The organism is Xanthomonas sp. LF02-5 (genome assembly GCF_034105325.1).
GTDB lineage: Bacteria > Pseudomonadota > Gammaproteobacteria > Xanthomonadales > Xanthomonadaceae > Xanthomonas_A > Xanthomonas_A sontii.
Genome location: NZ_JAXGGF010000004.1, coordinates 505,337 through 517,918 on the forward strand (window position 1 = coordinate 505,337; position 12,582 = coordinate 517,918).

Annotated in this window: 9 protein-coding genes; 3 read left to right on the forward strand and 6 right to left on the reverse strand. The window is 68.8% G+C overall.

Going from position 1 to position 12,582, the window contains the following annotated elements; all coding sequences use genetic code 11:
* Positions 1-23: 23 nt before the first annotated feature.
* The 5 genes from SLW52_RS13785 to SLW52_RS13805 are packed head-to-tail and all read right to left on the reverse strand — an operon-like array spanning position 24 to position 8,413.
* Positions 24-1,895, reverse strand: a complete 1,872-nt coding sequence (locus SLW52_RS13785; RefSeq protein WP_320740308.1) for an alpha/beta hydrolase — start codon at positions 1,893-1,895, stop codon at positions 24-26.
* Positions 1,892-4,966 carry an efflux RND transporter permease subunit gene (locus SLW52_RS13790; RefSeq protein WP_320740307.1) on the reverse strand — a complete coding sequence of 1,025 codons (3,075 nt, stop codon included), beginning with the start codon at positions 4,964-4,966 and terminating at the stop codon, positions 1,892-1,894. Before SLW52_RS13790 ends, SLW52_RS13785 begins: the two co-directional genes overlap by 4 nt.
* A complete protein-coding gene (locus SLW52_RS13795; RefSeq protein WP_267122481.1) occupies positions 4,963-6,081 on the reverse strand; it encodes an efflux RND transporter periplasmic adaptor subunit in 1,119 nt (372 codons plus the stop codon). Before SLW52_RS13795 ends, SLW52_RS13790 begins: the two co-directional genes overlap by 4 nt.
* Positions 6,082-6,104: 23 nt before the next feature.
* Positions 6,105-6,923, reverse strand: coding sequence for a MipA/OmpV family protein (locus tag SLW52_RS13800; RefSeq protein ID WP_320740306.1), 819 nt, complete (start codon positions 6,921-6,923; stop codon positions 6,105-6,107).
* 29 nt (positions 6,924-6,952) lie between these two features.
* A complete protein-coding gene (locus SLW52_RS13805; RefSeq protein ID WP_320740305.1) occupies positions 6,953-8,413 on the reverse strand; it encodes an efflux transporter outer membrane subunit in 1,461 nt (486 codons plus the stop codon).
* Positions 8,414-8,522: 109 nt separating this feature from the next.
* Here SLW52_RS13805 and SLW52_RS13810 point away from each other — a divergent pair, with 109 nt between their 5' ends.
* The 3 genes from SLW52_RS13810 (at position 8,523) to SLW52_RS13820 (ending at position 10,913) form a co-directional block, all read left to right on the forward strand.
* Positions 8,523-9,212: a response regulator gene (locus tag SLW52_RS13810; RefSeq protein WP_320740304.1), complete on the forward strand. Its 690-nt coding sequence runs from the start codon at positions 8,523-8,525 to the stop codon at positions 9,210-9,212.
* Positions 9,209-10,459, forward strand: coding sequence for an ATP-binding protein (locus SLW52_RS13815; RefSeq protein WP_320740303.1), 1,251 nt, complete (start codon positions 9,209-9,211; stop codon positions 10,457-10,459). Before SLW52_RS13810 ends, SLW52_RS13815 begins: the two co-directional genes overlap by 4 nt.
* A gap of 253 nt (positions 10,460-10,712) precedes the next feature.
* Positions 10,713-10,913 (forward strand): hypothetical protein, encoded by a 201-nt coding sequence (locus SLW52_RS13820; RefSeq protein ID WP_295936069.1) that lies wholly within the window; start codon positions 10,713-10,715, stop codon positions 10,911-10,913.
* A gap of 165 nt (positions 10,914-11,078) precedes the next feature.
* Here SLW52_RS13820 and SLW52_RS13825 read toward each other — a convergent pair whose 3' ends face one another.
* Positions 11,079-12,542 carry a serine hydrolase domain-containing protein gene (locus SLW52_RS13825; RefSeq protein WP_320740302.1) on the reverse strand — a complete coding sequence of 488 codons (1,464 nt, stop codon included), beginning with the start codon at positions 12,540-12,542 and terminating at the stop codon, positions 11,079-11,081.
* Positions 12,543-12,582: the final 40 nt, after the last annotated feature.

The following is a 12,582-nucleotide window of genomic DNA, read 5'->3' on the forward strand; positions in this document are numbered from 1 at the left end:
TGAGGGGCTAACGCTGCACCAGTTCAATGCAGCAGCCGGCGGATCTGCAGGATCGCCTGCGGCGTGCGTTGCACGCTGTGTCCGGAGACGATCACCGTTTCCGAGGCGGCGCCGGGCAGGTGGGCGCTCCAGTACGGCACGATGCCGTCGCTGGACTGCGCCAGCGGCACGCGCGGATCCTCCTGCCCGATGATGGAGTGATAGGTCACCTGTGGTGAGATCGGCAACTGCGCCGCGGCGAGGATGAAAGGGTCGTGGTCGCTGAGGCTGTCGATGCTGTTGGGCAGCCCGTCGAGCATGTTCTTGCCCGCGATGTCCTGGAACTGGTCGAGCACGCGCCGTGGCAGCCCGATCACGGCGCGTGCCAGTTCGCCCACCGTGCCGGCGGCCTCGGGCGTGCCGCGCTGCGGGGTTGCCAGGAAGATCGCTTCGGAGACTTCCGGCATCGGTGCGAACTGCAGCATCGGTCCGAGCCTTGCGTGCAGTGCCTGGCGCGCCTGCGGATCCAGCGCCGCCCCGTCGAACAGGGTTCGCCACAGCCGCTCGCCGTCGCTGGAAGACACCATCAAGCGCGCCAGCACGCCGCCCATGCTGTGCCCGATCAGCACCATGTCATGTGCGGAGACGCTGCGGCGTTGCGGATCGAACTGGTCCAGCGTCTGCTCCAGGGCGTTGCGAACCTGCAGGTGGGTGTAGGGAATCGGCAGGTTGGTCGGGTAGTAGACGAACCAGATCTGATAGCGCGCGCGGACCTGCGGATCGCCGAGCAGGTCGTTGGCCAGGTTGACCCAGGCTTCCGGGCTGCTGGCCAGCCCGTGCAGCAGCACCAGCACGCGCCGGTTCGGATCGTAGGGCTGGGTCAGGAACACGTGCGGCCGGTCGATGCCGCGCCCGAGGCCGAGCAGGGTGCGCAGCGATTGCGCGGCGAAACCGGCGCGCGCCATCCACACGCCGTAGCCGGCGCTGAAATTGGCCGCCAGCGGCACGTCGACACCGCCCATCGTGACCCGATCGCCGAGCGAGGGGTCGTGGACTTCCACGTGCGCGCTGTGGCTGGCCAGCACCTGCTTGAGCGTGCGGCCATCGAAACGCAGCAACACCGTGAGGTTGGGGGTGGGCATGTCGCTGTAGACAGGAGCGGCGTCGGTGCTGCGGATGGCCTCCGCCGCCGGCTGCGGCAGGACCGCGACCATCTCCGCGCCGAAGCCATCGCGCCGATACACGCTGCGCAGTCCGTCGAAACGCAGGCCGCTGGCCGCCAGCATCGTCTCGGGCATCGGCATGTCCTGCGGGTTGCCGACGCCGCTGGCATCCAGCGTCACCGTCCAGTCGGGCAGGGCGGCGATCTGCGCGCCGGCCTCGTGCGTGGCCGGCGGATGCCGCCGGTAGCGGGCGAACAACGCGGTCACCGCCTGCTGCACGGCGTAGTTGTAGTAGTCGCGCACCTGGGTCTGGCGTTCCTCGAAAGCGCGTTCGCTGGGCGTGCGTGCGCTGAAGAACAGATAGGCGTAGGCGTAACGCGCGGTCTGCAGCCAGGCGGCCAGCGTGGCATCGCTGTCCGGACGTTGCCTGGCGGCACGTTGTGCGGCCAGCAGCGACAGTTCCGCCGCCGTCGCCAGGGTACGTTCCTGGTCCATGTCGGCATTGCCGAGCAACCGGTCGATGCACGGCGGCACCGTCGCCGTGCAGCGTGCCGCGTCGAGGCCGGCCACGTTCAGTGTCTGCAGCGCGGCATCGCTGGGGCGCGCGGTGCTCAGCGCGTCGCCGCGCTTGGCCTGGATGTAGCGCGCCGCATCCACGCGTTGCAGGGTGACGCTGGCACAGCCGCCGGTGCACATCGCCATGCACAGCACGACACAGGCCAGGATCGCGCGGTGCCAGCGCCGCCGCTTCATGCCGCGACCTTCGCCGGCTTGCCGGCGCGGCGTGCGAACAGCAGGTCGTACAGCACCGGAATCACCCCCAGGGTCACCAGCGTGCCCAGGGCCAGGCCGCCGATCATGGTGATGGCCATGCCGGTCCAAAGCGGCCCGGCGAACAGCATCAGCGGGATCAGGCCGACGATGCAGGTCAGCTTGGTCATCACGATCGGGCGCAGGCGCTTGACCGCGGCGGCGATCACCGCCTCGTGCCGGCTCAGGCCATCGGCCAGTTCGGCCTCGATCCGTTCGAGCAGCAGCACCGCGTTGTTGACGATGATGCCGGCCAGCGCGAGCAGACCGAAGGTGGCCATGAAGCCGAACGGATAACCGGTGACCAGCAGGGCGAGGGTGGCGCCGATCAACACGAACGGAATGCTGGCGACCACGATGAACAGCTTGCGGAACGAATTGAACTGCCACACGAACAGCAGCAGGATCGCGCCCAGCGCATGCGGCATGTATTGCAGCAGCGCCTGGTTGGCTTCGGCGGCGTCCTCCAGTTCGCCACCCATCTCGATGCGGTAGCCCGGCGGCAGGCGCAGCGCCGCGACCTTGTCGGCCAGTGCGTCCACCACCTGGTCGGTGGTCAGGTCCGGGTTGCGGCCGGTGATGGTGATGGCGCGGCTCAGGTTGCGGCGCTGGATCGTCGAGGGTTCCGAACTCAGTTGGATGTCGGCGATCGCCGCCAGCGGTAGCGGCGCGGCGCCGGAGGACGGGTAGATCGGCGTGTCGCCGGGATTGCCGCCGCGTGCATGCGGGTCGCTGTCGCCGCGCAGCACGATCGGCACGGAGCTGCCGTCGTCGTGGATCACCGAGGCGTCCACGCCGCCATAGCGCAGTTGCAGCGCCTGGGCGATGTCCTCGCTGGCGACGCCGGCGCGGCGCGCCTTGGCCTGGTCCACCTGCACCACGTAGCGCGGAATGCGGCTGTCCCAGTCGTCGCTGACGTCCAGCGTGCCGGGCAGGGCACGCAGGGCGTCGGCGATGCCGGCGGCGATACGGCGCAGTTGCGTTTCGTCCGGACCGATCACCCGGTAGATCGCCACGCCGGATTCGGTCGAGCCCAGGGAGAATCGCTTGGGCTCGGCGCGTACCGCCGGGTAGGCCTGGCGCAGGCGGGAGCGCACCTTGGCGATCAGCGCGTCGATGTCGCTGCCCGGCCGCACGCTGACGGTGAAGTAGGCGATGTTGGCCGCCGGCAGCGGCGGGTTCAGCCCGAGCACGATGCGCGGACCGCCGTCGGCGACGTAGCCGATGCTGTCGACGATCTGCGGGTTCTGCCGACGGTCGGCCAGCCACTGGCTGATCGACTGCATGGTGCGCAGGGTCTCGCGCGCATCGCTGCCCGGTTGCAGGGTCACCGGCATCTGGAACTGCAGGCGGTCGGACTTGGGCAGGAAGCTGTACGGCACCGAGGCCAGCACGGTCACCGCCAGGGCGAGCAGGGCGAGCATGCTGCCCAGGAACAGCGCCTTGTGCGCCAGCAGCGCCTCGATCGTGCGCCGGTACAGCCGGTACGGCTTGGAGGTGTAGCTGTCGCCATGTCCATCGGCCGGCGCGACATGCGCGCGGGCGAAGTACATGCACAGCAGCGGGGTGATGGTGATGCTGAGCAGCCACGAGCCGAGCAGGGTCACCGCCAGCACGATCGCCAGCGAGCGCATGTATTCGTTGGTGCTGGTCTGGCCGAAGAAGAACGGCGAGAACGCCAGCACGATCACCAGCGAGGAGGTCAGCAGCGGGATCGCCAGGCTGCGGCCGGCGGCCTCGCAGGCGGCGCGGCGTTCCTCGCCGGCGGCCAGGCGCCGCTCGATGTCCTCGGCGATGACGATGCCGTTGTCCACCAGCAGGCCCAGCGCCAGGATGATCGCGGCGATGGACACGGTCTGCAGTTCCACGCCCAGCACCCGCATCGCGATCAGCGCGCCGAGGATGGTCAATGGCACGATCGCGCCGACGATCAGGCCGGTGCGCCAGCCGAGAAACAGCATCACCACCGCCATCACGATGACGATGGTCTCGCCCATCACGTGATGCATCTTGCCCATCTCGCGCTCGACCACGTCGGCCTGGAAGGTGACCACGTGCTGTGCGAAACCCACCGGCAGCATCTTGGCGGTCTCGCCCAGGGTGCGGCGCAGCGCCTTGCCGACCTCGGCGACGTTGTTGCCCGGCGCCATCGACACCGCCACCACCACCGCCGGCTGGCCCTGGTAGATGGCGCCGGCCTCCGGCGGATCCACCGGCATCAGCTCGATCCGCGCCAGGTGCGCCAGCGGGATCTGCCGTGGGCCGTCGGCGCCCTGCGTCGCGATCGGGGCATTGCGCAGGTCGTCGAGGTCGCGCACTTCGCCGGAGGTGGTCACGGTCATCGCCATGCCCGACGCGGCGACCAGGCCGCCACCGGCGACCACGTTCTGCGCGCGCAGTTGCTGCGCGACCGCGGCCGGCGTGAGGCCGGCCTCGCCCAGCCTGGTGCGGTCGAAGGCGACATAGACGCGCTCGTCCCGCAGGCCGTGGAAGGTGACCCGCTCGACGCCCGGCACGGCGTACAGCTGAGCACGCATCTGCCGCAGCGGCCCGAGCATCTCGGCGGTGTTGAAGCCGGGCGCGGTGACGGCGATCGAGGCGATGGCGACGCGGCCGAAGTCGTCGTCGACCAGCGGCCCCTGCGTACCCGCGGGCAGCTCGGCACCGGCCTCGGCCGCCTTGCTGCGCACCCGCTGCCACAACGCCGGCAGGTCCTTGACGCTGTCCTGGGCGGTGACCTGCACGATGGCGCTGCCGGGATGGATGGTGGTGACGATCTTCTTCAGCCCGCTGACTTCGCGCAGCCGTTCCTCCAGCGGACGCGCGAGCAGGTTCTCCACGCGCTCGCTGGGCATGCCGGGGTAACCGACCTGCACGATCGCATCGCGCACGGTCACGCTGGGTTCCTCCTGCGAGGGGAAACCGAGAAAGGTGACGATGCCGCCGATCAGGATCAGGGCGGCGCTGAACAGCGCCAGGCGGCTCGATTGCAAGGTGGCGCGGGTCAGGTTCATGGCGAGGTGGTGCCGAGGCGGGTGGTGGGACGGAACGGCACGACGTGCTGGCCGTCGTGAAGGAAGGCGGCGCCAGCGGCGACGATGCGCTCGCCCGGAGCCAGGCCACGCAGGATCTGCACGCGGCCGCCCTCGGCGTGCCCGGTGACGACCTGGCGGCGGCGCACGCTGCCGCTGTCCTGGCGGTACACGAACAGCATGGTCTGGCCGTCGGCCATGCTCGGGATCAGCGCGCTCAACGGCACGCTCGGCGCCTGATCGGCGGCGCTGTCGGGCAGGGCCAGCAGCAGCGATTCGCCGCTGCGCGGCTGCGCCGCGTCGGCGCCGGTGCTGTCGAACAGCGCCTGCACGGTGGCCCCGCCGTCCAAGCGTTCGGACACGCTGCGCAGGCGCAGCGGCAGCGCCTGCTGCGGTGCGCTGCTGCGGTAGGCGAGGACGCTTTGGCCCGGTTGCAGCGCCGCCGCGCGATCGGCCGGCAGCGTCGCCAGCACCTGCGCGCGATCGGCGCCGTCCAGTTGCAGGACCGGCTGGCCCGCGCTCACAAGACTGTCGGGCTGCTGCAGGCGTGCCACCACGCTGCCGTCGAACGGTGCGCGCAGTTCCGATTGACGCACCGCGCGGCGCGCCAGCGCCAGGTCCGACTGCGCGCTGCGGACCTTCGCCTGCGCCGCGGCGAAGGCGCTCTTGGCCGCGGTCAGGGTCGCGGCCGAGGCGGCGCCGTCGTCGAACATGGCCTGCTGCTGGGCGAGCTGGGTCTGCTGCTGCTGCAGGTCTGCCGCGGCGATGCCGACGCCGGCCTCGGCCTGCTGCAGGCGCAGGTTGTTCGGTTCCGGGTCCAGGCGTGCGAGCACCTGGCCGGCGCGCACGCGGTCGCCCACGTCCACGGCGATGGCGGCGATGCGGCCGCCGCCTTCGAAGCCGAGATCGGCGCGTTGTTGCTGGCGCACCTGGGCGAGGTAGCGGGTGCTGTCGCGCGCGGCATCGCTGCCGACGGTTTCCAGCTTGACCGCGCGCGGCGCGTCGGCGGGCGGTGCGGCCTCGCGGCCGCAGCCGGACAGCGCCAGCACGGCCAGCGGCAGGCACAGCGTGAGAAGCAGGGTGGGGCGCAGGGTCATGATCGGCGGTGTCCCGGGAACGTTCAGAAGGTGTAGGTGACGGTGGCGCCGCCGCCGGCAGCGGCGCGGCGACGCACCACCGGGCTGCCGTCGGCGGGGCCGACGTAGCGGGTGGCGTTGAGCAGCAGCGAGGCGGTCCAGTGCGGCGACAGGGTGTGATCCCATTCGGCGCCGACGGTGTAGGCGTACACGCCGGCATCGGCACGGTGCGGTTGGAATCCGCTGGTCAGGCTTTGCGCCTCGGTAACGCCGAAATACGCCTGGTTGAAGCGGCGGTCGCCGACGTGCGCGTCCAGGTCCAGGGTCACGTTGTCGGCCGCGGCCTGCAGCAGGGTGAAGCGCGCGCCGGCGCGGTAGCGGTTGCGGCGCGCACCGTCCTTCAGCGCGAACTCCGCCTCGGCGTCCAGCGCCAGGTACGGGGTGAGCTGCTGCATGACCAGGCTGCGCGCGGTGATCGCGCCAGGCACGTCGCCCATGCCGGCCAGGCGCTTGGAGCCGGGGCGCCAGCTGCTGTTGCGCTGCAGGCGGCCCAGGTCGTAGCCGAACGACTGGCTGGCGGAGAAGCCGTGCGCGTTCTGGAACTGGACGCCGGCGCCGCGCAGCGTGTCCGCGAACAGGATGCCGCGCTGTATCGAAAACACCGGCACCGCCTGCACGCGGTCGTCGGCGGAGCCGGCATAGCGCGGGGTCAGCATCGCGCCGGCGCCCACGCTCACTTGGGTGCGGTCGCCGAACAGGCCGGCGCTGGGGGCCGGATCGGTGTCTGCGGCGTGCGCGGCCGGCGGCAGCGCCAGCACCGCCACGGTCAGCGTGGGCGACAGAACGGACAGGAGATGTTTCATCGGAGCAACCTCGTGCGGGGGAAAGGTCATCAGGGCACGTGCGGCAGCGGCACGCCGTAGAACGCGCGGAACAGCGCGATGCGATCGAGCAACAGGTCCTGGCGCGCCTGCAGATGCGCCAGTTCGGCCTGCGCGGCCTGGATGTCGCCGGCCAGCAACTCGGGGCGGTCCTGCAGGCCTTGCGCCACGCGTTGCTGCAGGCGCGCCACACGCTGGCGTTCGCGCTCGAGATTGGTGCGTTCGCCGCGTTCGCGCTGCTGCAGCGCCGGCAGCGCATCCAGCGCATCGGCGACCTCGCGGAACGCAGCCTCCACGGTCTTCTCGTAGTCGGCCACCGCGCCGTCCTTGCGCAACTGCGCAAGATCCAGATTGGCGCGGTTGCGGCCGCCGTCGAACAGCGGCAGCACGAGTTGCGGCATGAAGCTCCAGGTGCGGCTGCCGGGCATGAACAGGCCGTTCAATGCCTCGCTGGCGGTGCCCAGCGAGGTGCTCAGGCGGATCGACGGAAAGAACGCGGCGCGTGCGGCGCCGATGTCGGCATTGCGCGCGCGCAGTTCGGCCTCGGCCTGGCGGATGTCCGGGCGCTGCAGCAGTAACTGCGAGTCGAGGTCGCGCCAGGTGCGGCCATCGTCCTGCCCGGCACCCGGCAGCAGGTCCTGCAAGGTGCCGGCGCCGTCCGGCGTGGCGTAGCCGGCGAGCAGTTGCAGGGCGCGGCGAGCGGCGGCGTGCTCGCTGGTGGCCTGCTGCGCGCGCGCCTGCGCTTGGTCGTCGTCGTGGCGCTGGCGGTCCAGCGCATCGCGGGCGATCAGCCCGACCGCCTGCTGGCGCGTGGCGATCGCCAGCAGCGCCGCACTACGCTCGGCGATGGTCTGCGCCTGCTGCTGGCTCTGCAGGGCAGCACGCTCCAGTGTGTAGGCGCGCAGCACCTCGGCGATCAGCGCACCGCGCGCCGCCTGGCGGCCGTCTTCGGAGGCCAGGTAACGCTGCTGCGCCGCCGCCGACAGCGATGCCAGCTTGCCGAACAGGTCCAGTTCGAAGCCATCCACGCCGACTGCGACGGTACTCAGCTTCTGGCCATAGCGCGCCTGCGTGGCCGCGTCGTCGTAGCTGCGGCGCGTCCCCTGCGCATCGAGGCCGAGCTGCGGCAGCTGCTGCGCGCGTTCGATGCGGTACTGGGCGCGTGCCTGCTGCACGGTCAGCACGGCATTGCGGAAGTCCGGATCGTGGGCCAGCGCCAGGGTGACGAGTGGGGTCAGGTCGTGCTGCGGCGAGAATGTCCGTACGAACTGCAGTTCCTGGTCGGTGAGCGCACTCTCACCGCGATCCGGTGCGGCGGCCGCGGTCGCGTTGGTCGCGCCGAAGGTGGGCGGCAGGGCCGGTTGCGGGCGTTGGTAGACCGGCGCCAGGGAGCAGCCACCCAGGGCGAGCGAGAGCAGGCCGAGCAGGGCGCGGGTGCGACACGGGCGAAGCGGCAGGGACGGTAGAATCATGGCAGCGGTCGGGTGATCGAACTCGACTGCCAGCATCGGCGGGCATGTTCAAGCCGCCTTCTAGGAATCTTCAAGATTCCATCAAGACGCCAAACACGGGCACCGGGCAATGCACGCGAAGAAGATCCTGCTGGTCGAAGACGATGCCGACAGCGCCAGCATCCTCGAGGCCTACCTGCGCCGCGACGGCTTCGAGGTCACCATCGCCGAGGACGGGCAGAAGGCGGTGGCGGTGCATGCGCAGTGGAAACCGGACCTGGTGCTGCTGGACGTGATGCTGCCGCGGCTCAGTGGTACCGAGGTGCTGTCCACGATCCGCCGCAGCAGCGACACGCCGGTGATCATGGTCACCGCGATGGGCGACGAACCGGAGAAGCTCGGCGCGCTGCGTTACGGCGCCGACGACTACGTGGTCAAGCCGTACAGCCCCAAGGAAGTGGTGGCGCGGGTGTTTGCGGTGCTGCGCCGCGCCGGGCCGGCGCGCGCCAGCGAGGAGCCGCTGCGCCACGAGCGCCTCACCGTGGACACCGCGGCGGTGCGCGCCACGGTGCGCGATGCCGACGGCCACGAGGTGGCGCTGGAACTGACCCCGACCGAATTCAACATCCTGGCGACGCTGATGACGACGCCGTTCAAGGCCTTCACCCGCAGCGAACTGCTTGAGATCTGTCTGCCCGACAGCGACGCGCTGGAACGGGTAGTGGATGCGCACGTGCACAACCTGCGCAAGAAGCTGGAACACGAGCGGGTCACCGGCTTGCTGGTGACCGTGCGCGCGATCGGCTACCGCTTCCGATGAACTGGGCCTGGTTCCGCCGCAAACGCCACGCGCCGCTGTGGCAGTGGGTAGGCCTGCGCATGAGCGCGCTGGCGGTGCTGACCATCATCGCGATCGCGCTGGGCATGGTGCTGCGCTTCGCGATCTGGGACGTCTCCACCCTGAGCCGCCTGCCGCCGCAGGCGCGGCAGGAGATGCTGCAACTGCGCGAGGATCCGCACAGCAATGCGCGGCGCCTGTGGGAGCTGTTCGAAACCTATTACGACGTGGCCGACTTCCTGCCCGGACTGGCCAGCCGCGACTGGTGGCTGCTGGCGGGCATGGTGCTGGCGTCGATTCCGGTGATCGTGGTCTGCGGTCTGCTCGCTTCGCGGCCATTGTCGCGGCAGTTCTCCAACGTCGCCGAGGCGGCGCGGCGGATCAGCGATGGCGATTTCGCCGCGCGCGCCAGGGTGGTGCCTGGCGCCCCCGACGAGCTGGCCGGGCTGGCGACCGACTTCAATGGCATGAGCACGCAGCTGCAGCGGTACGAGCGCGAGGTGCGCGAGTCCAGCGCGATGCTGGCGCACGAACTGCGCACCCCGCTCAACGCGGCGATGGGGCGGGTGCAGGGCATGCTCGACCAGGTGTTCCCGAGCAGCGAGGAGCAGTTGCGTATGGTCCAGCGCCAGCTGGAGCAGATCAATCGCCTGGTCGGCGACCTGCACCTGCTGTCGATGGCCCGCGCCAACCAGCTGATGCTGGAGCCGCAGCGGTTCGTACTCGGCGCCCTGGTCCGCGAACGCCTGACCTGGGCGGCGCAGCCGCTGCAGGAGGCCGGCATGCAGGTGCAGGTGCGCATTCCGGAGCAGTTGCACATCAGCGCCGACCGTGACCGCCTGGGCCAGGTGCTGTCGGTGCTGATCGACAATGCGCTGCGCTACGCCGCGGCCGGCGGCGAACTGGCGCTGGAGGCGCAGGCCGATGCCGATGGCGTGCTGATCCTCGTGGCCGATCGCGGTCCCGGCGTCGACGAGGAAGCGCTGGCGCGGATGGGCGACCGTTTCTGGCGCGCCGACGATTCGCGGGCACGCCATTCCGGCGGCAGCGGACTGGGCCTGTCGATCGCCGCGGCCATCTGCCAGGCCCACGGCGGCACGCTGGAGTTCGCCAACCGCGCGGGCGGTGGACTGTGCGCGCGGGTGCGCTTGCCGCATGCGCCTGCGGGCGATGCTGATGCACTGGCCAGTGCGGCAGCGGCTCCCCCTAGCAAGCGGCGCCTAGCCTGAGATTCGTAACGGCTGGGGAGGGATGTGGTGGGGGCCTTGGCCGGCTTCAGCGCGCCACGGTGAGTCTTGGGTTGACAGCACTTCGCCATGAAATCGCAGATCGCGTCAATCGCCCACGCTGGGTTGCGTAGCGTAGATGCGATTCTGCATCTGGCCGTCTACGCGACACGAGCCAATAACGACCGCTTAGCGATAAAGTACGGCGAGGCCGAGACCCGCATCGGCCCGCCCAATCTCGCAATCGGACCTCGCAATGCGTGTAGCCAGCACAGCCACCCCAATAGGAACCACCGCCACAGAATGGCGTGCCATCGAACAGGCCGCTACTCGTGAACTGCAGCGCCGCACCAAAGCGGCGCATATGGCATTGATCGCGCTGCTGCAGATCCATGCCGCTGCGTTCAGCGCGGAGCAGCGCTCCGAGATCCGGCGGCGCTTGGGGCAGGGCGGCTGAATCCCACGGCCGCATTGCACAGCAATTGTGCCCTGCGGGCGCTTGATGCCGCAGCGGTCGGCGCTCGTGGCGAGAAAGGCTCCATTTCCGACGCGCGATCTCCAGTAAGTAACATGAGCGCGGCCATCTGCCAGCACCGACAGGCATCCAAAACCAATCAGGCGATTAAGGCCTTGTTGCGTTGTGGCTATCGGTTCCAACGGATTGGAGATGCCTCCGTTCTATCTGATGCGCCTTGGCAAAGAACATGGTTGCGGCGGCTTTATCTCCGCGGCTGGCATGTGCACTGGCGAGGTCTGACCACGTCGCCGCAGCTTCTGGAAACAGTGCCGCGTTGAGGGCAAATATCCGAATGGCAGTGTCGACGCCAAGATTTTCGAATGCGCTTTCGGCAGTTCGTCTTACAACGTCCTGCAACGTATCATCGCTCAGCGTGCGGCGCGCCCGCAGCTCGGCTGCCCATGCGTCTGCAGCAGGAGGAGACGCCGACGTTGCTTGGTTGATCAGCGACTCAGAGAGCGCGGAAGTAGGAAAGCGTTCGGGCGCCGCAGCGGCCATGGCGCTGTCGACCAGAACGCGCGACCATACATTCCGTACGCTGCCATTGGTCAAGTAGATCACGATCCATGTATCGTTCCAAGGCACGCCGCGGAAGAGGATGCGCACGCGATCGCGCGCCCCGCCATCGTGCCCGACGATTTGATAGCCATCAGTGTCGCCGATCTCCCAACCACCTGCGAACCAGCCAAACGCCCCATCCGCCTGCCGGATAGGTTGCCATGCGCGTTGCAAGGTGCGCTTGCTCACCAGTTTGCCGGTCGTAATGGCGCGCAGGAATCGGTGCAAGTCATCAATGGTCAGATACAACGCGGCGTGGCCGTAAGCATACTCTGGCCATGGGATGTCTTGCATCGGTTGAAGTACACCGTCGCGGCCAATGTAGCTGGTGACGACATGGCGCTCGCCGGAGACAGGCTCGCCCAACGTGCTATGGCGCATGCCTAGCTTGCAAAAGATGCGCTGCTCAGCGATGCGTGCATAGGGCATGTGGTAGTGCGCCGACAGCAGCGCAGCCAGTACGACATAGTTGGTTTGTGTGTAAAGCGTGCGGGTACCTGCCGGGAACTGCAGCGGAACGTCTGCCAGCGATGCGAAGAGCGCATCGACGTTGGGCGGGAAGCCGCCCAGCGGCGTCACGACCTGACCCTGTTCAGTCGTAAAGTACTCGGGTATACCAGACGCATGATCCAGAAACTGGCTAACGGTGATGTCGCGCCAACGCGGAGGCAGCGTGGTGAGGTAGCGACTTGCAGGAGCATCCAGATCTACCTGTCCCTTCTCTACCAATTGCATGATCAATGTGCTCACCAGCAACTTACTGAGCGAATAAGCGGGAAACACATCGCTGGACGTCACCGTGCGATGGCTAGTAATGTCCGCTTGACCATCGGCGCCGCGATACAAGATGCGGCCGTTGTGCTCGATCAGCAACGCCTGCCCGGCGATTCCATAGCGCTCGCGGTTCTTCTGTAGTTGCAACTCAAGCCTGGACGCTATTCCATCGTCAGCTGCAGCCGAATATGACAAAAGGATAGCAAGTAGCGCCAAAAGCAAACGCGTTATTTCCATCACATCCATTCCTTGCCAAGGTAGCAATTGCGCTCGCCGT

Excerpts from the sequence above, each read along its gene's own strand:
- SLW52_RS13785 (WP_320740308.1), bottom strand. The coding sequence starts at position 1,895 with ATGAAGCGGCGGCGCTGGCACCGCGCGATCCTGGCCTGTGTCGTGCTG.
- SLW52_RS13790 (WP_320740307.1), bottom strand. The coding sequence starts at position 4,966 with ATGAACCTGACCCGCGCCACCTTGCAATCGAGCCGCCTGGCGCTGTTC.
- SLW52_RS13795 (WP_267122481.1), bottom strand. The coding sequence starts at position 6,081 with ATGACCCTGCGCCCCACCCTGCTTCTCACGCTGTGCCTGCCGCTGGCC.
- SLW52_RS13800 (WP_320740306.1), bottom strand. The coding sequence starts at position 6,923 with ATGAAACATCTCCTGTCCGTTCTGTCGCCCACGCTGACCGTGGCGGTG.
- SLW52_RS13805 (WP_320740305.1), bottom strand. The coding sequence starts at position 8,413 with ATGATTCTACCGTCCCTGCCGCTTCGCCCGTGTCGCACCCGCGCCCTG.
- SLW52_RS13810 (WP_320740304.1), top strand. The coding sequence starts at position 8,523 with ATGCACGCGAAGAAGATCCTGCTGGTCGAAGACGATGCCGACAGCGCC.
- SLW52_RS13815 (WP_320740303.1), top strand. The coding sequence starts at position 9,209 with ATGAACTGGGCCTGGTTCCGCCGCAAACGCCACGCGCCGCTGTGGCAG.
- SLW52_RS13820 (WP_295936069.1), top strand. The coding sequence starts at position 10,713 with ATGCGTGTAGCCAGCACAGCCACCCCAATAGGAACCACCGCCACAGAA.
- SLW52_RS13825 (WP_320740302.1), bottom strand. The coding sequence starts at position 12,542 with ATGGAAATAACGCGTTTGCTTTTGGCGCTACTTGCTATCCTTTTGTCA.